The 23,602-nt window shown below is 59.3% G+C and carries 20 protein-coding genes and 1 tRNA gene; 15 read left to right on the forward strand and 6 right to left on the reverse strand.

Going from position 1 to position 23,602, the window contains the following annotated elements:
* Positions 1–71 precede the first annotated feature (71 nt).
* The 3 genes from EDC30_RS10145 to EDC30_RS10155 all read right to left on the reverse strand — a co-directional run bounded on the left by EDC30_RS10145 (position 72) and on the right by EDC30_RS10155 (position 5,177).
* Positions 72–494: a gamma-butyrobetaine hydroxylase family protein gene (locus tag EDC30_RS10145; protein ID WP_132258707.1), complete on the reverse strand. Its 423-nt coding sequence runs from the start codon at positions 492–494 to the stop codon at positions 72–74.
* 79 nt (positions 495–573) lie between these two features.
* Positions 574–4,569 carry a DUF3683 domain-containing protein gene (locus EDC30_RS10150; RefSeq protein ID WP_132258708.1) on the reverse strand — a complete coding sequence of 1,332 codons (3,996 nt, stop codon included), beginning with the start codon at positions 4,567–4,569 and terminating at the stop codon, positions 574–576.
* A 116-nt stretch (positions 4,570–4,685) separates the two neighbouring features.
* Positions 4,686–5,177 carry a YqaA family protein gene (locus EDC30_RS10155; RefSeq protein WP_132258709.1) on the reverse strand — a complete coding sequence of 164 codons (492 nt, stop codon included), beginning with the start codon at positions 5,175–5,177 and terminating at the stop codon, positions 4,686–4,688.
* Between the two features lie 83 nt (positions 5,178–5,260).
* Here EDC30_RS10155 and ilvA point away from each other — a divergent pair, with 83 nt between their 5' ends.
* The 6 genes from ilvA (at position 5,261) to EDC30_RS10185 (ending at position 10,942) form a co-directional block, all read left to right on the forward strand.
* Positions 5,261–6,862, forward strand: coding sequence for a threonine ammonia-lyase, biosynthetic (gene ilvA / locus EDC30_RS10160; RefSeq protein WP_132258710.1), 1,602 nt, complete (start codon positions 5,261–5,263; stop codon positions 6,860–6,862).
* Between the two features lie 14 nt (positions 6,863–6,876).
* Positions 6,877–7,731: an NADPH-dependent 7-cyano-7-deazaguanine reductase QueF gene (gene queF, locus EDC30_RS10165; RefSeq protein ID WP_132258813.1), complete on the forward strand. Its 855-nt coding sequence runs from the start codon at positions 6,877–6,879 to the stop codon at positions 7,729–7,731.
* Between the two features lie 183 nt (positions 7,732–7,914).
* Positions 7,915–8,388, forward strand: coding sequence for a PTS sugar transporter subunit IIA (locus tag EDC30_RS10170; RefSeq protein ID WP_132258711.1), 474 nt, complete (start codon positions 7,915–7,917; stop codon positions 8,386–8,388).
* A 41-nt stretch (positions 8,389–8,429) separates the two neighbouring features.
* Entirely contained in the window at positions 8,430–9,371 is a 942-nt protein-coding gene (gene hprK / locus EDC30_RS10175; RefSeq protein ID WP_132258712.1) for an HPr(Ser) kinase/phosphatase, read from the forward strand.
* A 30-nt stretch (positions 9,372–9,401) separates the two neighbouring features.
* Complete coding sequence (gene rapZ / locus EDC30_RS10180; protein ID WP_132258713.1) at positions 9,402–10,265, forward strand: RNase adapter RapZ; 864 nt, start codon at positions 9,402–9,404, stop codon at positions 10,263–10,265.
* Positions 10,266–10,285: 20 nt separating this feature from the next.
* Complete coding sequence (locus tag EDC30_RS10185) at positions 10,286–10,942, forward strand: LON peptidase substrate-binding domain-containing protein (RefSeq protein WP_132258714.1); 657 nt, start codon at positions 10,286–10,288, stop codon at positions 10,940–10,942.
* Positions 10,943–10,953: 11 nt separating this feature from the next.
* Here the strand turns inward: EDC30_RS10185 and mutY are convergent, their stop codons facing one another.
* From mutY to mutM, 3 genes are read right to left on the reverse strand one after another with little or no spacing between them, the layout of a single operon-like run.
* Positions 10,954–12,078, reverse strand: a complete 1,125-nt coding sequence (mutY, locus tag EDC30_RS10190; RefSeq protein ID WP_132258715.1) for an A/G-specific adenine glycosylase — start codon at positions 12,076–12,078, stop codon at positions 10,954–10,956.
* Between the two features lie 40 nt (positions 12,079–12,118).
* A complete protein-coding gene (locus EDC30_RS10195) occupies positions 12,119–14,053 on the reverse strand; it encodes a dynamin family protein (RefSeq protein ID WP_207907254.1) in 1,935 nt (644 codons plus the stop codon).
* A 47-nt stretch (positions 14,054–14,100) separates the two neighbouring features.
* Positions 14,101–14,922, reverse strand: a complete 822-nt coding sequence (gene mutM / locus EDC30_RS10200; RefSeq protein ID WP_132258716.1) for a bifunctional DNA-formamidopyrimidine glycosylase/DNA-(apurinic or apyrimidinic site) lyase — start codon at positions 14,920–14,922, stop codon at positions 14,101–14,103.
* A gap of 142 nt (positions 14,923–15,064) precedes the next feature.
* Here mutM and EDC30_RS10205 point away from each other — a divergent pair, with 142 nt between their 5' ends.
* From EDC30_RS10205 to EDC30_RS10250, 9 genes are all read left to right on the forward strand, one after another.
* Positions 15,065–16,882: a tetratricopeptide repeat protein gene (locus EDC30_RS10205; protein ID WP_207907255.1), complete on the forward strand. Its 1,818-nt coding sequence runs from the start codon at positions 15,065–15,067 to the stop codon at positions 16,880–16,882.
* Positions 16,879–17,502, forward strand: coding sequence for a lipoprotein insertase outer membrane protein LolB (gene lolB, locus EDC30_RS10210; protein ID WP_132258717.1), 624 nt, complete (start codon positions 16,879–16,881; stop codon positions 17,500–17,502). Before EDC30_RS10205 ends, lolB begins: the two co-directional genes overlap by 4 nt.
* A gap of 14 nt (positions 17,503–17,516) precedes the next feature.
* Entirely contained in the window at positions 17,517–18,371 is an 855-nt protein-coding gene (gene ispE, locus EDC30_RS10215) for a 4-(cytidine 5'-diphospho)-2-C-methyl-D-erythritol kinase (RefSeq protein WP_132258718.1), read from the forward strand.
* Between the two features lie 72 nt (positions 18,372–18,443).
* Positions 18,444–18,520, forward strand: a tRNA-Gln gene (locus tag EDC30_RS10220).
* 112 nt (positions 18,521–18,632) lie between these two features.
* Positions 18,633–19,583: a ribose-phosphate pyrophosphokinase gene (locus EDC30_RS10225; RefSeq protein ID WP_132258719.1), complete on the forward strand. Its 951-nt coding sequence runs from the start codon at positions 18,633–18,635 to the stop codon at positions 19,581–19,583.
* Between the two features lie 104 nt (positions 19,584–19,687).
* On the forward strand, positions 19,688–20,290 hold the full coding sequence (locus tag EDC30_RS10230) for a 50S ribosomal protein L25/general stress protein Ctc (RefSeq protein WP_132258720.1): 603 nt from the start codon (positions 19,688–19,690) through the stop codon (positions 20,288–20,290).
* 83 nt (positions 20,291–20,373) lie between these two features.
* On the forward strand, positions 20,374–20,955 hold the full coding sequence (gene pth, locus EDC30_RS10235) for an aminoacyl-tRNA hydrolase (RefSeq protein WP_132258721.1): 582 nt from the start codon (positions 20,374–20,376) through the stop codon (positions 20,953–20,955).
* 648 nt (positions 20,956–21,603) lie between these two features.
* Positions 21,604–22,695 carry a redox-regulated ATPase YchF gene (gene ychF / locus EDC30_RS10245; protein ID WP_132258723.1) on the forward strand — a complete coding sequence of 364 codons (1,092 nt, stop codon included), beginning with the start codon at positions 21,604–21,606 and terminating at the stop codon, positions 22,693–22,695.
* A 20-nt stretch (positions 22,696–22,715) separates the two neighbouring features.
* Positions 22,716–23,567 carry an MOSC domain-containing protein gene (locus EDC30_RS10250; RefSeq protein ID WP_132258724.1) on the forward strand — a complete coding sequence of 284 codons (852 nt, stop codon included), beginning with the start codon at positions 22,716–22,718 and terminating at the stop codon, positions 23,565–23,567.
* The last annotated feature ends 35 nt before the right edge of the window (positions 23,568–23,602 follow it).

Here is a 23,602-nt window from a genome sequence, read left to right on the forward strand (position 1 = left end):
CTATTAATGAACTGCCATTATAAGATGGATTGCCAGTCAATACCTGTGCAGCGCTACAGCCTTGACTATGATTAATGGCAATGTCCGCCGCTTGCCGTCATGGGCAAGTCCCGGCCGGCTTCGCGGCCATGGCCGGCCTCGTCCAGTCGCTGGAGATAATCTTCCCACAATTGTTCTTGGTTGACGCCCAGCCAATACAGGTAAGCCCAGGTATAGATGCCGGTATTGTGGCCATCGGAGAAATGCGGCTGCACGGCGTAATTCCCCACGGGTTCCAGCGCCGTGATAAGAATATTGCGCATGCCGGTCTGCAGCACTTCCTGCCCTGCGCCATGCCCGCGCACTTCCGCCGACGGCGAATACACGCGCAAGAGTTCGTATGGCAGGGAAAAGCCGGCGCCATCGTCGAATGCGACTTCAAGCAGGCGCGACTGCGTATGCACCGTCAACCCGGTTGGGATGGGATTCGCCGGAGAAGGGTTGGATGAGTTCATCGTTGACTTCCCTTATGCACGGAAGATCTGCCGCCATGCGCGGCACTTCTCCCGAATTCGCAATGCGCGGCCGCCATACTTACACCAGGATACGCTCGATGCCACCGTTGTTGGCACGGGCGACATAGTCCACCAGCCAGTTCTCGCCCAGCAGATGACGCGCCATCTCGATGACGATGTAGTCGGCGTCGGTGCCGGAGTCCTCGTCATAGCGATGCAAGCCCTGCAGGCAGGACGGGCACGAGGTCAGGATCTTGACGTCGCCCGTGAAGCCATCGGCACGCAGCTTGTCGGCGCCCTTGCGCATTTCTTCTTCCTTGCGGAAGCGCACCTGGGTCGAGATATCCGGACGCGACACGCCAAACGTGCCCGACTCGCCGCAACAACGATCGTTCTTTTCGATCTTCACGCTGTCTACGGTAGTGATCAATGCATTCACCGTCTTCAATGGGTCCTGCTGCTTCATCGGCGTATGGCAGGGGTCATGATACATGTAACGGGTACCGGTGACGCCTTCCAGCTTGACGCCCTTCTCCAGCAGATACTCGTGAATATCGATGATGCGGCAACCCGGGAAGATCTTGTCGAATTCGTAGCTCTGCAACTGGTCGTAGCACGTGCCGCACGACACTACCACTGTCTTGATATCGAGGTAGTTGAGAGTGTTGGCCACGCGATGGAACAGCACGCGGTTATCCGTCATCATCTTCTCGGCCTTGTCGTACTGGCCGGTGCCGCGCTGCGGATAACCGCAGCACAGGTAACCCGGCGGCAGCACGGTCTGCACACCGACATGCCACAGCATCGCCTGGGTCGCCAGCCCCACCTGCGAGAACAGCCGCTCCGAGCCGCAACCCGGGAAGTAGAACACCGCCTCGGTATCGGCCGAGGTAGTCTGCGGATTGCGGATCACCGGGACGATCTCGTTATCCTCGATATCCAGCAGGGCACGCGCGGTTTTCTTCGGCAGGTTACCCGGCATCTTCTTGTTGACGAAGTGGATCACCTGTTCCTTGATCGGCGGCTTGCCATGCGTGGAAGGCGGCAGCTTGGTCTGCTTCTTGGCGAACTTCTTCAGCACGTCATTGGCCAGACGCTGCGCCTTGAAGCCAATCCCGGTCATCGCCTGGCGGGTCGCGTTGATCGTGGCCGGATCCGTGGCGTTCAGGAAGAACATCGCCGCCGCCGTGCCGGGATTGAAGGACTTCTTGTCCATCTTCCGCAGCAGGTTGCGCATGTTCATCGAGACATCGCCGAAGTCGATATCCACCGGGCAGGGCGTGACGCACTTGTGGCACACCGTGCAGTGATCGGCCACGTCTTCGAATTCTTCCCAGTGCTTGATCGAGACGCCGCGGCGGGTCTGCTCTTCATACAGGAAGGCTTCGACCAGCAGCGAAGTCGCCAGGATCTTGTTACGCGGCGAATACAGCAGGTTCGCGCGCGGCACATGGGTGGCGCACACGGGTTTGCACTTGCCGCAGCGCAGGCAGTCCTTGACACTGTTGGCAATCTCGCCGATATCGCTTTGCTTCATGATCAGCGATTCGTGCCCCATCAGGCCGAACGACGGCGTGTAGGCATTGCGCAAATCGGCCGGGAAATCCGGATTATCGAGCAGCTTGCCCTTGTTGAAGCGCCCTTCCGGATCAACACGTTTCTTATAGTCGCGGAAATCGCGCATTTCCTCATCGGTGAGGAATTCCAGCTTGGTGATGCCGATGCCATGTTCGCCCGAAATCACGCCATCGAGCGAACGCGCCAGCGCCATGATGCGCTCGACCGCGCCATGCGCGACCTGCAGCATTTCATAGTCGTCCGAGTTGACCGGAATATTGGTGTGCACGTTGCCGTCGCCGGCATGCATGTGCAGCGCCACAAAGACGCGGCCACGCAGCACCTTCTTGTGGATAGCATTGGCTTCGTCGAGAATCAGGCGGAATGCCGCGCCATTGAAGATCTGGCGCAGCTCGGCGCGCACTTCCTTCTTCCACGACACACGCACGGTGCGGTCCTGCACCACGTGGAACACCTTGGCGTCGGGCTGGCGATGCACGCGCTCTTCGAATTCCAGCGCCAGCTTCTCCAGGCCCAGGCCAATCAGCTCCGGCGCAGCAACGGCCAGCGGCTTGTCGAGGTTCGTCAGCAGATACGACCAGCGCGCCTGCGTCGCCTCGATCAGGTTCAACGCCTGCTGACCACGGCCGTCCAGCAATTCATGATCGGGAATATCCTCGCCCTCGGCATCTTCGCTCTTGCCAACCGGGAGATCGCCCTTGGCAAAGAATTCGCGCAAGGCATCCAGCAGCGCCAGCTTGTTCCGGATCGACAGCTCGATATTGATGCGCTCGATGCCATCGGTGTACTCGCCCATGCGGTTGAGCGGAATCACCACGTCTTCATTGATCTTGAAGGCGTTGGTATGGCGCGAAATCGCCGCGGTGCGGGCACGGTCGAGCCAGAATTTCTTGCGCGCTTCAGGCGACACGGCGACAAAGCCCTCGCCCACTCGGGTGTTGGCCATGCGGATCACTTCCGAAGCGGCACGCGCCACGGCATCTTCATCGTCGCCGACGATGTCGCCGAACAGCGCCATCTTCGGCAGCACGCCGCGCTTGGACTTGGTGGCGTAACCGACTGCGCGCAGGTAGCGCTCGTCGAGATGCTCCAGGCCCGCCAGGATGGCGCCGCCCTTCTTGGTTTCGGCGTCGAGATAATCCTTGATTTCGACGATCGAAGGAATCGCATCGCGCGCCTGACCGAAGAATTCCAGGCACACAGTGCGCGCGAACTTCGGCATCTTGTGCAGAATCCAGCGCGCCGAGGTGATCAAGCCGTCGGTGCCTTCCTTTTGAATGCCCGGCAGGCCGGCAAGGAATTTGTCGGTGACGTCCTTGCCCAGGCCTTCCTTGCGGAAGCGGCGGCCTTCGATTTCCAGAATCTCGGTCTTGTACGGATCATGCTTGCGGCCGCGCTCGGCCGGGTGGGTCCACTCCAGCTTGAAGCGGGCCACTGGGGCGTCATGGATCTTGCCGAGGTTGTGGTCCAGGCGCGTAACTTCCAGCCAGTCGCCGTTGGGGTCGACCATGCGCCACGATGCCAGGTTATCCAGCGCGGTGCCCCACAGCACAGCTTTCTTGCCACCCGCGTTCATGGCGATATTGCCGCCGATGCAGGATGCCTCGGCCGAAGTCGGGTCGACGGCGAACACGAAGCCCGCCTTTTCCGCTGCGTCCGAAACACGCTTGGTCACCACGCCGGCGCCCGAATAGACGGTAGCATAGTCGCGGTCCACGCCCGGCAGGCGGGTCATTTCGACCGGTCCGAGGAATTCGAGTTTTTCCGTGTTGATGACAGCCGACATCGGCGTCAGCGGCACGGCGCCGCCGGTGTAGCCGGTGCCGCCGCCGCGCGGGATGATGGTCAAACCGAGTTCGATACAAGCCTTGACCAGGCCGGCCATCTCATCCTCGGTATCCGGCGTCAGGACAACGAACGGATACTCGACGCGCCAGTCGGTGGCGTCGGTCACGTGCGAGACGCGCGACAAGCCATCGAACTTGATATTGTCCTTGGCGGTATAACGCCCCAGCACGCGGGTGGCGCGCTTGCGCAGGTCGTAAGTCTTGCGGAATTCCTCGGCGAACTGGGCGACGGCGCGGCGCGCAGCCTCCAGCAGCGTGCCGACATGCGCATTGCGGCGCGCCGCTGCCGGATCGTCGACACCCGTCGTTTCGGCACGGCGCTTGTCCACTTCCGCCAAACGATGGTTCAGCGCATCGATCAAAGCCTGCCGCCGCTTGGGGTTGTCCAGCATGTCATCCTGCAGGTACGGATTACGCCGCACGACCCAGATGTCGCCCAGGACTTCATACAGCATGCGCGCGGAACGCCCGGTCTGTCGCTCGCCGCGCAATTCATCAAGCAGCTGCCACGCCTCTTCTCCGAGCAAGCGCATGACGATTTCGCGGTCGGAGAAGGAAGTATAGTTGTAGGGAATTTCACGCAGGCGCGTGGGAGCGGCGCCGGGGGCTACGTCGGCGAGGAGAGCCTGGATTTGGGCGGGTGCATTCATGCCCAATATTTTACCGTATCGCGGCCCTACGAGCAGGAAACCCTCGACTTCCGTAAGGCTACTGCGGCCGTCAAGACACAGAACGAAAACGGTAGCACATTAACAACATCATGACTTTATCCCAGCAGATCCGCAAGCCCATGCCACCAGCCATCCGGGACGTGCAAGAGAATAATGGTGATGCAGACGTAACGCACGAATTTCCCTATCGCCATGTATAACGCGCATGACCAGGATGGCAACTGCATCCACCCCGCGACAACACACAAGGCGTCGCCGATGCCCGGCACCCATGCCAGCAACAGGGTTTTGGGGCCAAAGCGCTCCAGCCACCCAAACCATCGGGTCGAGCGTTCACGCGCGAAGGTTTTGCGCGCACCATATCCCATCCAGTAATTCACCATGCCGCCCAATGTATTGGCAATCGTGGCAATGGCAATCGCCTCGCCGAACAGATTTTCATTCGCCTTTATCACGGCAAACAAGGTCGGCTCGGAGCCCAGCGGCAGCAGTGTCGCGGAGAGAAATGCAACAACAAATACCGCCACGAGGCCGACTTCGGGCACTGCCAGCACGCCAAGCAGCCATTCAACGGCAGATTCAATCATGTAAAGGGAAATCAGAGAAAGACTGGAACGACCGGCTTATTTCCGCCAGTCCAGAGGGCCTCCATTATAATGGAGCCTGAACCATGCACCTCCGCTCCCGCCGCGCCTTGTCCTTGCGGCGCCGATTGCGCCCCGAGTGCGACAATTCCCAGGAAACCATGAGTACCGATTACCTACAAAAGATCCTCACCGCCCGCGTTTACGACGTCGCCATCGAATCCCCCCTGGAGCTTGCGCGCAACCTGTCCGCGCGTCTGGACAACCGAATTTATTACAAGCGCGAAGACATGCAGAGCGTGTTTTCCTTCAAGCTGCGCGGCGCGTATAACAAGATGGCAAATCTGTCGCCGGCGCAGCTGAAGCGCGGCGTGATTTGCGCCTCGGCCGGCAACCATGCGCAAGGCGTGGCGCTGTCGGCCAGGCGCCTGGACTGCCGTGCCGTGATCGTCATGCCGACCACCACCCCGCAAGTGAAGATCGATGCAGTCAAGGCGCGCGGCGGCGAAGTCGTGCTGTTTGGCGAATCCTATTCCGACGCGGCCCAGCATGCGACGGAACTGGAAAAGAAGCTCAAGTTGACTTTCGTGCATCCCTTCGATGACCCGGACGTGATCGCCGGTCAGGGCACGATTGCCATGGAAATCCTGCACCAGCATTCGGCGCCGATCCATGCCATTTTCGTCGCCATCGGCGGCGGCGGCCTGATTGCCGGCGTCGGTGCCTACGTCAAGGCGGTGCGCCCGGATATCAAGGTGATCGGCGTGCAGACCGTCGATTCCGACGCCATGGCGCGCAGCATCAAGGCCGGTCGGCGCGTCGCCTTGCCCGACGTCGGCCTGTTCTCGGATGGCACCGCGGTCAAGCTGGTGGGCGAAGAAACCTTCCGCCTGGCGAAGAAATATGTCGACGAGATCATCCTGGTCGACACCGATGAAGTCTGCGCGGCGATCAAGGACGTCTTCCAGGACACCCGCAGCATTCTGGAGCCGGCCGGCGCGCTGGCCGTGGCGGGCGCCAAGAAATATGTCGAACGCGCCAAGCTGGCCAAGAAGCCGATCAAGGACCAGGCCCTGGTAACCATCGCCTGCGGCGCCAACATGAATTTCGACCGCCTGGGCTTCGTGGCCGAGCGCGCTGACGTCGGCGAAGCGCATGAAGCCGTGCTGGCCGTGACCATCCCCGAAGAGCGCGGCAGCTTCAAGCGTTTCTGCGAACAGGTCGGCCCGCGCAACGTCACCGAATTCATCTACCGCATCAGCGATGAGAGGCAAGCGCACGTCTTCGTCGGCGTACAGACCGCGACGCGCGACGAATCCGCCAAACTGGTCAAGACCTTCGAGAAGCAGGGTTTCCAGACGCTGGACCTGACCCACGACGAATTGGCCAAGTTGCATATTCGCCATCTCGTCGGCGGCAAGAGCGCATTGGCGGAAAACGAGCTGCTGTACCGTTTTGAATTCCCCGAGCGCCCGGGCGCCTTGATGCGCTTCCTGGCCTCGATGGCACCGAACTGGAACATCAGTCTTTTCCATTACCGTAACCAGGGTGGCGATGTGGGTCGCATTCTTGTCGGTTTGCAAGTCCCGAAGAAGGAAATGAAGGCATTCCGCGAATTCCTGGCCAGCCTCGGTTACCGTCACTGGGATGAAAGCGAAAATCCCGCGTATAAGCTATTCTTAGGCTAATGGAACACACCAGCATGCCCGATGTCGGCCCCGGCGCGGAAAACAGCGCCGCCTCTTCGCCCCTTGGCAAACCGGCCACCTATGTCAGCGAATACGATCCTTCGCTGCTGTTTCCGATAGCCCGTGCCGAAAAGCGGGCCGAACTCGGCATCACCGGCACCCTGCCCTTTTTCGGCATGGATATCTGGAACGCCTATGAAGTCTCGTGGCTCAATTCCCGCGGCAAACCGCAAGTGGCGATCGCCACCTTCAGCATACCGGCGGATTCGCCCAACATCATTGAATCCAAGTCGTTCAAGCTGTATCTGAACTCGTTCAACCAGACCCGGCTGTCCAGCCCGGAAGCGCTGGCGGAACGCTTGCACACCGATTTGTCGGCAGGCTTTGGCGCCACCGTCCATGTCAACTTGACATTGCCGGACGCTTTTAGTCAGCTGCAGATGGGAGAACTGAGCGGCTTGCCGCTCGACCGCCTCGATATCGACGTGGATGAATTCCAGCCCAATCCCGGCCTGCTGCAGGCGCGGCAGGATGAAGCCGTGGTGGAGGAAACCCTGGTGTCGCACTTGCTGAAGTCGAATTGCCTGGTCACCGGCCAGCCTGACTGGGGCAGCGTGCAGATTCGCTATGTCGGCGCGCAGATCGACCAGGAAGGCTTGCTGCGCTATCTGATCGGCTTCCGCCAGCATAACGAATTCCACGAACAATGCGTCGAGCGCATCTTCATGGATATCCTGCGCCAGTGCCGTCCGCAAAAGCTGTCGGTGTATGCACGCTATACGCGGCGCGGCGGTCTGGATATCAATCCATGGCGTAGCAATTTCACAACTGGCCACCCGCCTGGCAATGCCCGGCTTGCGCGCCAGTGATGATTGGTTTCGCCAGTGTTTTGTCGCACAGGATGCATCGATAAAGGCACTCAAATTGACAAGCTTCTGTGCGATTTCCCAATTACTGTGGCGTGAATTTTCAAATTGGGATTGCAGAAGCCCAAAACCGGCCTATAATTTGCGGCGACGCCCCGTTTGTGCGCCGCACCAATTTGGTAAGCCATGACTAATCTCGCTAAAATTCTGTTACCCGCCAATGTCGTGCTGGGCCTGGAAGTTTCCAGTAAAAAGCGCGCCTTCGAGCAGGCCGGACTGATTTTTGAAAACAATTGCGGCATTGCGCGTTCGGTGGTGTCCGAAAACCTGTTCGCACGCGAACGGCTCGGCTCGACCGGCCTGGGCCACGGGGTCGCCGTCCCGCATGGCCGCATCAAGGATTTGAAAAGTCCATTGGCAGCATTCGTGCGCCTGGCTGAACCGATTCCATTCGAATCACCGGATGGCCAGCCCGTCAGCCTGCTGATTTTCCTGTTGATGCCGGCAAACGTCACGCAGCAGCACCTGGAAACCTTGTCGGAAATAGCCGAAATGTTTTCGGATGACGCCTTCCGTGCCACGCTGGCGACCGACCCGGATCCGACTTCGGTCTTCAACAAGATTATTTCCTGGCGCCCAAGCGTCAGCAGCGCCGTCTAACCCTGACAGGTCGGACCTTGTCTTCGCTTCAGTTTTCGATCATGCCCGCATCCACTCCGCTCTCCATCCAGGAGCTTTTCGATGAAAACCGCGAACCGCTCGAACTGGGCTGGTTTGCCGGTTTCCCTGGCGGAGAAAAGCTGATTTCGGGCGATGCCGCTTCGGCCGCCGATCAGGTCGGCCACCTGAACCTGATCCACCCTGGTCGTATCCAGGTCTTCGGACACCAGGAAATTGATTATTACAAGCGCTTGTCGCCCAACGGTCGCAATCGCCTCATCAACGAACTCGTTACCGGCAATCCGCCGGCTTTCGTCGTGGCGCAAGGCCTGGAAACCCCGCCGGAATTCATCGAGATCTGCGAAGAACACAATATCCCGCTGTTCTCGACTCCACTGCCGGCGGCGCAGGTCATCGATTACCTGCGCGTGTACCTGTCGAAGAAACTGGCGCAGCGCGTCACCATGCATGGCGTGTTCATGGACGTGCTGGGCGTGGGCGTGCTGATTACCGGCGAATCGGGCCTGGGCAAGAGCGAACTCGGGCTGGAACTGGTGTCGCGCAGTCATGGCCTGGTGGCCGATGATGTCGTCGAATTTGCCCGCATCGCGCCGAACATGATCGAGGGCCGTTGCCCGCCGCTTTTGCAAAACCTGCTGGAAGTGCGCGGCCTGGGTCTCCTGGATATCAAGACCATTTTTGGCGAGACCGCAGTGCGCCGCAAGATGCGCCTGAAGCTCATCGTCCACCTGGTGCGCCGCAAGACCCTAGAAGAAAACTACGAGCGCCTGCCGCTGCATTCGCAAACCGAGGAAGTGCTCGGCCTGGCGATCCGCAAGGTCATCATCCCTGTGGAAGCGGGCCGCAACCTCGCCGTGCTGCTCGAAGCAGCAGTGCGCAACACCATCCTGCAGTTGCGCGGAATCGACACCTTAAAAGAATTCATGGATCGCCAGCAAAAGGCAATGGATAGCGAGCCATAGCAATTTCGCGCATGATGGTATGATCTTGTCATGCGCATCATTCTTATCACTGGGATTTCCGGATCGGGCAAATCGGTTTGCCTGAATGTCCTCGAGGACGCGGGATATTTTTGCGTCGACAATTTGCCGCCCACACTCTTGCGGGCGCTAGTGGAAACCCGCATGGAGGAAGATGCCGCCGATCTGGCCGTGGCGATCGACTCGCGCAGCGCTGGTTCCCTGGCCGGCTTGCCTGTGGATATACAGTTCCTGAAAGACCAGGGACATGACGTCAAGGTGCTGTTTCTGACTGCGAAGACGGAATCGCTGATCAACCGCTTTTCCGAAACCCGCCGCAGCCATCCGCTTTCCCATCGCCTGCATGCCGGCCACAATCCCAACGACCGCCTGACTCTGGCTGAATGCATCCTGCGCGAACGCGAAATGCTGTCGTCGATTGAAAAACTGGGACACGTCATCGACACTTCCGGGCTAACGGCAAACAAGCTGCGCGGCTGGGTCAAGGAAATGGTGGAATCCGCCAAGGCGCCGCTGACCCTGATGTTCGAATCGTTTGCCTTCAAGTTCGGCGTGCCGCTGGACGCGGACCTGGTATTTGATGTGCGCGTGCTGCCCAATCCTTACTACGATCTGACGCTGCGCCCCTTCACCGGCAGGGACGAACCGGTGATCGCCTTCCTGCAGGCACTGCCGGAAGTCGAGGATTTGTATTCCGATATCCAGAATTTTGTCGAAAAATGGCTACCCGCCTTCAAGGCCGATAACCGCAGCTACCTGACGGTGGCGATCGGCTGCACCGGCGGCCAGCACCGTTCCGTATACATGGTTGAAAAACTAACCAGACATTTTCAAAAAACCGAGCGGGTGGTGTTGCGGCATCGCGAGCTCGCCTAGAGCTTGGCATCCACAACTTCATGGCATCTTCCCATCTCACTTTGGTTCATCCGCAAGCCGGCGACTGGCTGCCGCTGTTCCCGCTGCAAACCGTGCTGTTTCCCGGTGGCGTGCTGCCGCTGAAAGTGTTCGAGGCGCGCTACATCGACATGGTGCGCGACTGCATGAAACGCGAAGCGCCCTTTGGCGTCGTGCTGATCAAGTCTGGACAGGAAGTCGGCAAGGCCGCCGAGCCGGAACCGGTCGGGTGCCTGGCGCACATCACCGACTGGGACATGGAGCAGGCGGGACTGCTCATGCTGCGCACGCACGGTGGCGAACGTTTCCGCATCCTGGAAACGCGCAAGCAAGCCGATGAACGCCTCGAAGCGCGCGTCGAAATGATTCAAGCCGACGAACCGACGCAGACCGTGAGCGATGCCCATGTCAGCTGCGCCACGGCGCTGAAATCGGTGATCGAGACCATCGAAGCACGCGGCCACGCCGAAGAAGGCGACGACTTCATCAGCCCGTTTGCGCCGCCGCTGCAATTCGACCAGAGCGGCTGGGTCGCCAACCGCTGGTGCGAAATCCTGCCGATTCCGCTCAAGGCTCGGCAAAAATTGCTGGAACTGGAGGATGCCGACAGCCGCCTGGCGATCGTGCACCAGTATCTGCAGCAGCATAAGATCGTGTAGTTAAACGATCCTCAAACGATTCCCAGCAAGAGTTTCTTGATCGGCGCGGGCAACGCTGCCTGTGCCACCGAGGTTGTCGACAACCAGATGTGGCCATCCTGCGCCGCCATCGGCACTTGCCGCGCCAGCCGCACGCGATAGGGAATGATATGCAGACGGAAGTGGGTAAAGACATGCACCACCACCGGCAGCCGTTCAGCACTTGCCAATTCGCCATGCGCGGCCAGCCGTTGTTGCAGTGCCGCTTCTGCCAAGTCTGGCACATCGCTGACTTTGCCTTCCAGTGAAGTAAAGCTGCCGGCTTCCGGCAAGGACAGCAAGCCGCCCCAGATGCCGCTATCCGGCCGCTGTTGCAGCAGCACCCTTCCCTCGTGTTCGACGACCAGCATCGCCACATATTTTTCCGGCACGGCCTTTTTCGGCTTGCGCACCGGCAGCTCGGCCGTGCGCCCGGTCTGGAAAGCGATGCAGCGGGATGCCAGCGGACAGCGCTCGCACGCCGGCCTGCCGCGCGTACAGATCGTCGCTCCCAAGTCCATCAAACCCTGCGTGTACGATTCGATATCTTCTTCGGGCAGCAAGGCTTCGGCGCGCAGCCAGAGGGCATTCTCGACCTTCTTCTCACCGGGATAGCCGTCAATGCCAAACACCCGGGCAAAGACGCGCTTGACGTTCCCATCCAGGATTGCCGCACGCGCGCCATAGGCAAAGGCAGCGATGGCTGCCGCGGTGGAGCGACCGATGCCGGGCAATTGTGCCAACACTTCCGGATCGGCTGGAAACTGGCCGCCATGCTGCTCGACCACGACGCGGGCGCACCGATGCAGATTGCGCGCCCGGGTGTAATAACCCAGGCCGCTCCAGTGCGCCATGACATCTTCCGAAGGCGCCGCCTCCAGGGCCTGCACGTCAGGGAAGCGCTGCAGGAAGCGCAGATAATACGGAATCACCGCTGTCACCTGGGTTTGCTGCAACATGATTTCCGAGAGCCAGATGCGGTAGGCATCGCGGGTATTCTGCCAGGGTAAAGCATGACGGCCATGGCGCTTTTGCCAGGCAATCACCGATGCCGAAAAAGCGGGATCGGCGAATTGCCGGCCGTCAGAAGCGGCTGGCGCAGGAACAACACGTTTCATTGGTAAAAATTCTGTTGGTGCACTGCTAGCGCAATGCAGTCTAGGCAGCCTTCAAGGAAGGCTGGTCGGCGGCAATCGCCGTCATCAATTCCGCTTCGAGCGAATACAAGGCTCGCATCTGCGCGTCCAGTTCAGCCTGCATCTGTTCGAAGGAAGCAATCTTTTCTTCCAGGCTGTCGGTCGCTTCGAAAATGCGCTCGACAGATTTCTGTCGCTGCTTCAATTGCAGCTTGTGTTCGCGGATTTGCGCATCCAGCGGCGCCATCACCACCTTGAACCAGGCTTCGACATCGCGGTTGGCTTGCAGGAAGCAATGCTTGACACGGGTCGCAATCGATTCGAAAAACTTGCGCATCAGGACAGCCTGGTGCGTGCTCAACAACGCCGTGGCGCCGAATTGCTTGTGATAGATCGCTTCGATATGGTTCAGCTCGTCGCGGTATTTTTTCAGCGAAAACGGCATCGGCGTCGTCAGCACCAGGCCATGTTCAGCCGAAAATTTACGGTACATGACTGTCATCATTTCCGCGACTTCATCGATCTTGTGACCGGACTGCCACAAGTTATCGCGGCTGGCATTGAAAAACCCTTTCACCGCATCGCGAAAGCCCGCCGAAAACATGCTCTTTTCCATGGCCTCGGCTGCCTTGCGGACTTCCTGCTTCAGCACGCCGATACCGAGGCTGGCATAGACATCGGCGGAAAGTTTGGCAAATACTGACCGCGTGCCCTGCAGTTTGACCAGGCTGGCATCGAATTCACGCTTCTCCACGTCGATGCGCTTCATCATGTGCGCGATGACATTCTGGTTCTTGCCGCGCAGGCTCTTCAGTTCGATCAACTGCTCGACGACGTTGCGCGTGCGCGAAGCCAGCATGGTTTGCCGCGCAGCGGTCAATTCACGCACTTCACTGGAGAGCTGTGAGCGGATGATCGATTGCCGCGCAGGCAGCAATTCCTGCGACAGCGCCTGTTCCAGCTTCAGAAGCCGGCTTTTTGCCAGCAGCGGCGCGTCACGGTTGATTTTTCCCACCAGTCCCTTTTGGGCCGATACCGGAAATACCTGTTGCTCCGGGACGTCGAGGATTTGCGCCACGGACGTCACTTGCCGGGCAATCTGCTGTTCGATTTCTTCGGGCGAGCGCAATTCATCCCACATGCTGTCGATCTTGTTCAGCACCGCCAGGCGACCGTCGCCGTTGCCGATATGGTTGCGCCAGACATCGATATCGCTGCGCGTCACGCCGGTGTCCGCCGCCAGGATGAACAGCACCGCATGCGCATTCGGAATCAGGTTCAGCGTCAGTTCCGGCTCGGTACCGATGGCGTTCAGCCCTGGCGTGTCGATGATGACCAAGCCTTGTTTCAGCAAGGGATGCGGAAAATTGATAATGGCATGGCGCCACTGCGAGATCTCCACCATGCCGTCGGCGCCGACCGCCTGCTGTTGTTCGGGGTCGTTCTCGTCATACAAGCCATAGCGTTTAGCTTCATCGATGGACACGCGCTTGGACAGGCTCACCTGGCGGAAGGCTTCCAGCATGCCTTCGCCGGACTGCACATCCAGCGGCAGCACGGTCCAGACCTGGCGCTGCTCCTTCAGGTCGGACGTCGACATCGCCTCGGCCCGGGTTTCGATGGGCAGAAGACGGATACACGGCGGGAAGGTTTCATCGTACAGCAGCTCGGTCGGGCACATGGTGGTGCGGCCGGCCGAGGATGGCAAGATGCGCTGACCGTAATCGGCAAAGAAAATCGCATTGATCAGTTCGGACTTCCCGCGCGAGAACTCGGCGACAAAGGCGATCGACAGCTTGTCATCCGCCAGCCTGGCTTTCAATTGCACCAGTCGCTGTTCGCAGGCGGCATCGCTCAAGCCGGCAGCAGAAATCCAGTCCTGGTAGCGCGTCAATGCCTCGACGACGCTCGCGCGCCAGCCGCTATATTCTTCAAATTTCTGTATCAGATGGCTCAAGCGATCCCCGGTTTATGCTTATTGTCTCGTTACACTAGCATTGGCGCTCATTTTTGACAATTTGCGCAATAAAAGGTGGAGCGCTGCCCCTGCTGGATCTGGCGCACCGGCATGCCGCAGACACGGCATGGCAGGCCGGCGCGATTGTAGACGAAATAGTCTTGTTGGAAGTAACCCGACTGCCCATTTACATTGATGAAATCGCGCAGGCTGCTGCCGCCCTTCTCGATCGCAGCGGCCAGCGTCTCGCGGATGGCCTCGGCCAGCAAGACATAACGCGCCAGGCTGATGCGCCCAGCCGCGGTCTTGGGATGAATGCGCGCCTTGAACAAGCTTTCCGAAGCATAGATGTTACCGACACCAACCACAATGTCGCCAGCAAGCAACACTTGCTTGATTGGTGCACTGCGTCCACGGCTCATGCGGTACATCAGCTCGGCGGTAAAGTTGGGACTCAGCGGTTCCACGCCCAGATGCCGCAACAGGATATGTTCATCGACGTCGCCTTCATCGCTGCCATGCCATAGCACGGCTCCGAAGCGGCGCGGATCGGTCAGCCGCAGTGCGTCTTGTCCCAGTATCAGATCGACATGATCATGCTTCTGCGGCGGCGTATCGGCCGGCAGAACGCGGATATGGCCGGACATGCCGAGATGGATGATGAGCGTGCCATGATCGAAATGCAGCAAGAGGTATTTTCCGCGCCGCCCGGTAGCGCGCACGGTGCGCCCCGCGAGCAAGGCATCCAACCCGGGCGGAAAGGGCCAGCGCAAGCCGGTATGGCGCAACACCACGCCATGAATGGTTTTACCTTCGACATGCGGCGCAACGCCGCGCCGGGTGACTTCGACTTCCGGCAGTTCAGGCATGACAATCTTGATCCTTTTAAAACTTGAATAACTTAGGCGCTGCGCCAATTGCCGCCCGGCTTGCCGGGATACGCAAACGACGCCGGTTGAGCGTAGAATGCCATCCAGCCCCTTTTGACCGGACCTTTGACAGGACTGCTCCTTGAAAAACGCCCCCGCCATTGTAACGCTGTCTCTGCTGATGTCGGCCTGCGCCACCGTCAGCACGCCGGAAGCGCAACCACCCGTAGCCCAATCCGAACAAGCCCAGGCGCCATACAACGGATCGGCCCGGCAGCAGATCGCCACGGCCGCCCACCTGCGCAGAATGTTGCAAGCCAGCCAATCCGAATCGGAAGCAGGACTCCCATCGCTTGACCTAAGCCCGGAAATCCTGTTCAAGCTACTCTCGGCGGAGGTTGCGGCCCAACGCGGCCAGTGGAAACTCGCTTACACCACCGAACTCGCCCTGGCGCAGCAGACGCGCGACCCGCGCCTGGCGCAGCGAGCGATGGAAATCGCCCTCACGGCCAGGCGGCACGATGAAGCCTTGGCGGCAGTGCGCCTCTGGCGCACCCTGGCTCCGGAGTCCGAACAAGCCACCCAGTACCTCTTGAGCTTTCTGATGCTGTCCGACGATTTGTCGGAAGCGGCACCGATCCTGAAGCAACGCCTGCAGGATATTCCAGCCTCGTCACGCACCATGCTGATGTTCCAGATTCAGCGTTTGCTGGCCCGCGCCAAGAACAAGCAAGCGGCCTTCAAGGTACTGGAGCAGGTGCTGCAACCGTATCTCGATACGCCGGAAACGCATCTGGTACTGGCCCAGGGCGCGGTCGCCGCCGGCAATACCGAACGCGCGCGCCAGGAAGCGCTCGCCGCGCAAGCCGCAAAACCCGAATCCGAACTCGCAGCCCTGACGATGGCGCTGGTCACACCCGACAAGGACGAAGCAGCCAAGGTACTGACATCCTATCTGGCCCGGTATCCCAAAGCGCGCGAAGTCCGCATGGCATTAGCCCGCCAGCTGGTGGAACGAAAACAGTACGCGCAAGCCCGCAGCCAGTTTGAGTTGCTGCTGAAGGATAGCCCGAAAGACCTGACCACGCTGTATGCCCTGGGCGTCTTGTCGGCACAGACGCGCGACAATGCCGCTGCCGAGAAATACCTCGGCAAGTACCTGGAACTGCTGGCGTCCCAGCCCGATGAGGAACGCGATCCCTCGCAGGCACTCTTGCTCATGTCGGAACTGGCGGAAGAACGGAAGGATACCGATGCCGCCATCAAGTGGCTGTCGCAGGTCGATCCGGGCGAAGCCTGGCTGGGTGCGCAACTGCGGCGCGCCCAGTTGCTGGCCAAGAGCGGCAACCTGGTCGGCGCGCGCAAGGCGCTGGCGGAACTGACGCCGCAGGGCGAAACCGAACAAATCCAGGTATTGCAGGCGGAATCGCAAATCCTGCGCGATGCCGGGCAAATCGCAGAAGCGATGGAGGTACTGGAAGGCGGCATCAAGCGCTTCCCCAACAATACCGACCTGCTTTATGACCAGGCCATGCTGGCGGAAAAAACAAACCAGCTGGCGCTGATGGAAAAAAATCTGCGCAAGGTTATGACCCTGGCGCCGAAAAACCAGCATGCCTACAATGCATTGGGATATTCGCTGGCAGACCGCAACTTGCGGTTGCCGGAAGCCTTTGCCCTCATCACCAAGGCGCACGAACTCGCGCCGGAAGACCCCTTCATCCTCGATAGCCTGGGCTGGGTGCATTTCCGCATGGGCCGCCTGAAGGAGGCCGAAGAACTATTGCGGCGTGCATTCACCATTCGCCCCGACGCCGAGATTGCCGTGCACCTGGGTGAAGTATTGTGGGTCAAAGGTCAGAAGGAAGACGCACAAAAATTCTGGCGCGACGCCCGCGACAAGGACCCGCAAAACGATACGCTGAAAAACACCCTGATCCGCCTGCAGGTCAAGCCATGAGGACACGGCTGGCTTATGTCGTGGCGTTGATCGCCATGCTGGGCGGATGCGCCGCCATCGCGCCGCCCGCCGCTCCGCCGGTATCGTCAAGCACTCAGCAGGCAGCACGCCCGTATTGGCAAGCGATCGATCTGGCAGGACGCCTGTCGGTTCAATACGCGCGCGGCGGCGCCGACGAATCCCTGCACGGCGGCTTTACCTGGTCGCAGTCTCCGCAACGCACCGGGGTAAGCCTGCTCTCGCCGCTCGGACAAACCCTGGCTGTCATCGACGTCCAGCCGGGCAGCGCCACATTGACCCAGTCAGGCCAGCCACCTCGCGTGGCAGCGGACGCCGACTCCCTGGCACAAACGGCGCTGGGGTGGCCATTGCCGGTTGCCGGCCTGCGCGACTGGCTGCAAGGCTTCATCACCGATCCGCAGGGACAACGCCGGGCAGTTCCCACTGATGACGGCGCCGCCGTAACCACAGCGGACGGCTGGCAGATTACTTACGGCGCCTGGACACAGGACGATGGCTCGGCTACACCCCGTCCCCGCCGCATCGACCTCGCGCGTCAGACCGTGGAAGCAGGCTTGGTGAAGCTGCGCATCGTCATCGACAACTGGCAAACTCCATAAAATCATTACGCTTCATGCCTTCCCGTTCGCTGAATAATTGCCTGGCGCCCGCCAAGCTCAATCTGTTTTTGCATGTCATCGGCCGCCGCGCGGATGGTTACCACTTGCTGCAAACCGTATTCCAGCTGCTCGATCATGGCGACCTGTTGCATTTCGAGACACGCGACGACGGTCTCATCTGCCGCGCCACCGAAGTGCCCGGCGTGGATGCCGAGAGCGACCTGATCGTGCGCGCCGCGCGCTTGCTGCAATCAACGTTGCCGCAAGGCAGGCGCCCCGGCGCCAATATCGCCATTGAAAAGAGACTGCCGATGGGCGGCGGCCTGGGAGGCGGCTCGTCGGACGCCGCCACCACACTGCTGGCGCTGAATCATCTGTGGCAAGCCGGGCTGACTCGGCAAGAGTTAATGGAACTTGGCTTGCAATTAGGTGCGGACGTTCCCTTTTTTATCTTTGGGAAGAATGCCTTTGCCGGCGGCGTCGGCGAAGAACTCAGCGAGGTGAATACGCCTGATGGCTGGTATGTCGTTATCGAGCCGGGCGTCTCGGTACCGACCCCTGTCATATTTTCCGCAAAGGAATTGACAAGGGACACAAAACCCGTCAGAATTATGGACTTTTCCAACGCACCAACAAGCTTTGGAAAAAACGACCTGCAAGATGTAGCTGCAAAGCTGTTTCCCGATGTCGCCGAAGCCATTATCTGGCTTGAGCAGTACGGCGCAGCGAGAATGACCGGGTCGGGGGCGTGCGTATTTTGCTATTTCGCGCATGAACCTGACGCCGATACGGTACTCAAAGCAGTACCGGCCCGCTGGAAGGCATGGAAAGCGCGTGCATTAAAGCAGCATCCGCTTGCACATATATAAGGGTCGTCACACCAGATTCGTTTGACGTTACAGCGCCTGAAGGCGATTGAAACGACAGACAACAGGTTGCGTAGGGGAATCGCCAAGTTGGTTAAGGCACCGGATTTTGATTCCGGCATTCCAAGGTTCGAATCCTTGTTCCCCTGCCAAATAAACTCTAGCAAACTAAGAAGCTGTATCGATAACAAGCCGCCAACGCAAGACTCACCAGTCTGTATTGGCGGCTTTTTAAGCTTTTAACGCATTCGTTTTGGGGATCTCATGGCACTCGAAAACCTGATGGTTTTTACCGGCAACGCTAATCCGGACTTAGCTATGGGGGTCGCCAAACAGCTCGGCCTCCCGCTGGGCAAGGCACTGGTTTCCCGCTTTTCCGATGGCGAAGTGGTGGTCGAGATCAATGAGAACGTGCGCGGCAAGGATGTCTTCGTGCTGCAATCCACCTGCGCACCGACTAATGACAACCTGATGGAAGTCATGCTGATGGTCGATGCCTTGAAGCGCGCCTCGGCCGGCCGCATCACCGCCGCCATCCCCTATTACGGTTATGCCCGCCAGGACCGCCGTCCGCGTTCGGCGCGCGTGGCGATTTCCGCCAAGGTGGTGGCCAACATGCTGCAGGAAGCCGGCGTCGACCGCGTGCTGATCATGGACTTGCACGCCGACCAAATTCAAGGCTTCTTCGATATCCCGGTCGATAACATCTACGCTTCGCCGGTGCTGCTGACCGACCTCGTCAACAAGAAGTACGATGATTTGCTGGTCGTGTCGCCGGACGTCGGCGGCGTGGTGCGTGCCCGTGCGCTGGCCAAGCGCCTGAACTGCGACCTGGCGATCATCGACAAGCGCCGTCCAAAAGCCAATGTATCCGAAGTAATGAACATCATCGGTGAAGTCGAAGGCCGCAACTGCGTGATCATGGATGACATGGTCGATACCGCCGGCACCCTGACCAAGGCCGCTGAAGTGCTGAAGGATCGCGGCGCCAAGAAAGTGGTGGCTTACTGTACTCATCCGGTGCTGTCCGGCCCGGCGATCGAACGCATCACCGAATCGCCGCTGGACGAACTGGTCGTCACCGACACCATCCCGCTGACTGCGGCCGCCAAGGCTTGCCCGAAGATTCGCCAATTGACCTGCGCGCCTTTGCTGGCCGAAACGATTCGCCGCATCACCAAGGGCGATTCGGTGATGTCGCTGTTTGCGGAATAAAGAAAAGTTTTAAGCAGCCGTCCTGATGGGCGGCTTTTCGTATCCCCTGGTCGCGGGGGATATTCACCGCAGGAAAAAAGTCCTGCACATACTGGAGCATAAACATGAAAGTAGTTGCATTTGCACGCACTGAGCAGGGGTCCGGAGCGAGCCGCCGCCTGCGCAATGCCGGCTTTACCCCGGGTATCGTCTACGGCGGCAATAGCGAGCCGGTCGCCATCAAGCTGGACCACAACGCCCTGTACCACGCCCTGAAGAAGGAAGCCTTCCACTCGTCGATTCTCGACCTCGAAGTGGATGGCAAGGCAGAAAAAGTCCTGCTGCGCGACTTCCAGACCCACGCATACAAGCAACTGGTCATGCACGTTGATTTCCAGCGCGTTGACCAAAACCAGAAGATCCACGTGAAGGTGCCGCTGCACTTCGTCAATGCCGAAGTGTCGCCTGCCGTGAAGCTGTCGTCCGCGGTGATCAGCCATGTCGCAACCGAACTGGAAGTGACCTGCCTGCCGAAAGACCTGCCGGAATTCATCGAAGTCGACCTGTCGACTATCGAAGCCGGTGCTTCGCTGCACGTGTCCGACCTCAAGCTCCCGGCTGGCGTTGCTGTTGCACATGGTCAGGAAAGCACGACCGTCGTCACCGCCACGGTGCCGGCTGGCGCTGCAGCTGACGCGGCAGCTGAAGGCGAAGGCGAGCAGAAGTAATTCTCGGCACCCGAGCCCATTGAAAAACCCGCCCTGGTGGCGGGTTTTTTTCAATCAGGCATAACCTTCACGTCTTATACACCATGTCCATTCGCTTAATCGTCGGCCTTGGCAATCCGGGCCCGGAATACGAACAAACCCGTCATAACGCCGGCTTCTGGCTGGTGGACCAGCTAGCGAACAATCGCCTGGCGCGCGAAGCCAAATACAATGCGCTGGCTGCCAAGACGACCATCGCCGGCAAGGAAGTCTGGCTGCTGGAGCCGCAGACCTATATGAATCGTTCCGGCCAGTCGGTCGGCGCACTGGCGCGCTTTTTCAAAATCGCGCCGGAAGAAATTCTGGTCGCGCATGACGAACTGGATCTCCCACCAGGCAGCGCCAAAATCAAAAAGGGTGGATCGTCCGGCGGACACAATGGCTTGAAAGACATTACCGCCGCGCTCGGCACCCAGGATTACTGGCGTTTGCGTATCGGTATCGGTCATCCGCGCGCATTAAACCTGCAGCAGCCCGTGGTCGATTTCGTCTTGCATCGCCCGCGTCGCGAAGAGCAGCTGCTGATCGATGATGCCATCGCTAACAGCTTGCAAGTTATTCCGCTCTTAATCGAGGGGAAATTTGAAGCCGCGATGATGCAATTACATACTGCGAAAGCTGCCTAGCATTAAAAAATTACGTATCACAACCTGGCAACGGCATGGACCGACTTCAGATGACAGTGGCTGTCGAAACCAAGTTCCATTCTTTCGGCGAACAAGCGCTTGCGCTCTTATCGCATCAAATTTAGCTGCCATTTTTGCTGGCGTCTCCTGCTGTGCCGCATATACTGGATTTGACTTTCCGTCTGTGCGGCGAGTGTACCAACAGAAAATATTTGCTGGAGGCATACCATGAAAAAAGTGTTCGTCATTTTGGCTGTGATCGTGATGGCTGGTTGTTCCAATATGCATATGCCAGGGCATTCCAGGAGTTCAGGCAGCACCAGTTCGAGCAACATAGGCTCAAGCAGCATGAGCTCCGATACACAAAGTCAAAGCAGCGGAATGTATTCTGACAGGGCCAGTATGAATCCATATAGCGCCGATGCAGTCGCACCAACCATGTACTTGCCGTAACTGTGGTAATGACGGTTATGTGAGCCGCAGAAAACATAACCGTCACTTTGTCATACTGCTATCCGGATTGCTACGCAGCGTTGGCGCGCCTAACAAAAATTCCGCAAAATTCAAGAAGGCCTTGCCGCAGCTGAAGAAGACGTTTCGACCTACTGTAGAATAGCGGGTTGATTCCATTCTTTTGCAAATATCACCATGAGTCTCAAATGCGGCATCGTCGGCTTGCCTAACGTCGGCAAATCCACTCTGTTCAATGCACTGACCAAGGCAGGCATCGCTGCGGAAAACTATCCCTTCTGCACCATCGAGCCCAATGTCGGCGTCGTCGAAGTGCCCGACCCGCGCCTAAAAGCGCTGGCGGACATCGTCAAGCCGGAACGCATCGTTCCCTCCATCGTCGAGTTCGTCGACATTGCCGGCCTGGTCGCAGGTGCCTCCAAAGGCGAAGGCCTGGGCAATCAATTTCTATCGCATATCCGCGAAACCGATGCCATCGTCAACGTCGTGCGCTGCTTTGAAGATCCGAACGTCGTGCACGTCGCCGGCAAGGTGAGCCCGCTCGACGATATCGCCGTGATCCAGACCGAGCTGGCGCTGGCCGACATGGGCACGGTCGAGAAAGCCGTGCAGCGCGAAAACAAGAAAGCCAAGTCCGGCGACAAGGATGCCATCAAGCTGGTATCGCTGCTGGAACGCATCCTGCCGCAACTGAACGATGCCAAGCCGGTGCGCGCCATGGGCCTGGACGCTGAAGAAATGGCGCTGATCAAGCCGCTGTGCCTGATCACCGCCAAGCCGGCCATGTACGTTGCCAACGTGTCCGACACTGGCTTCACCAACAACCCGCTGCTCGACCAGCTTACTGCCTACGCCGCCGAACAGAATGCGCCGATCGTGGCCATCTGTGCCGCCATCGAGGCCGAGATCGCCGACCTCGACGAGGAAGACAAAGGCGCCTTCCTGGCCGACATGGGCATGGAAGAGCCGGGGCTCGATCGCCTGATCCGCGCCGCGTTCAAGCTGCTCGGCCTGCAAAGCTACTTCACCGCGGGCGTGAAGGAAGTGCGCGCCTGGACCGTGCCGGTCGGCGCCACTGCGCCGCAGGCAGCCGGCGTCATCCATACCGACTTCGAACGCGGCTTCATTCGCGCGCAAACGATTTCGTATGACGACTTCATCGCCTATAAGGGTGAACAGGGTGCCAAGGAAGCCGGCAAGATGCGCGCAGAAGGCAAGGAATACATCGTCAAGGATGGCGATGTGCTGAACTTCCTGTTCAACGTGTAAGGCACAGGAAGCCGCAGTATATGGCAGTCATTACTTCCCTCACCCTGTACCCGGTCAAGTCCTGCGCCGGCATCGTCCTGCGTGAAGCTGTCGTGACGCGTGCCGGCCTGATGAGCGCGCATATCTACGACCGCGAATGGATGGTGGTCGATGCCGAGGGCAACTTCCTCACGCAGCGCCAGCATCCGAAGATGGCGACCATCGTGCCGAAGATCAAGCTCGACACGCTGGAACTGCGCGCCCCCGGCATGCTGCACCTGGAAATTCCCTTGGGCTTGCCGCATCCTGACGAAGAACGCCTCATTCGCGTCAAGGTATGGGATGACAATGTCGAGGCCTACGACTGCGACGACGTCACTGCCACCTGGTTCTCGAAATTCCTGGGCACGCCTTGCCGATTGGTGCGCTTTCATCCGGATGCCAAGCGCGTGGCCGATACCAAATGGACTGGCGGCATCGAAGCGCCGACGCTGTTTGGTGACGGCTATCCAATACTGGTCATTTCGCAAGCCTCGCTGGACGACCTGAATGCCAAGATAGAAACACAAGGCCGCCCTGCCCTGCCGATGGCGCGCTTTCGTCCGAATATCGTCATCGATGGTATTGGCGCATATGAGGAAGACCTTATGGCCAGCTTCACGGCCGGCGCGGCAGTGATCAAACCGGTCAAGCCCTGCCCCCGTTGCGCCATTCCCTCAGTCGATCAGGTGACAGGCGAAGTCGGCCCCAGCCCGCTCGATATCCTGCAAGGCTACCGCGCCGATCCGAAAATAGACGGCGGACTGGCGTTCGGCATGAACGCGATTTTGCTGAAAGGCGAAAATGAAGTGCTGCGGATTGGTCAGGATATTGCGGTAGAACTGGCGTTCTAGCCAAGGTTCCCATTGCTTCGCAAATAAAAAGGACA

The organism is Paucimonas lemoignei, from assembly GCF_004342585.1.
Taxonomy (GTDB): Bacteria; Pseudomonadota; Gammaproteobacteria; order Burkholderiales; family Burkholderiaceae_D; genus Paucimonas; species Paucimonas lemoignei.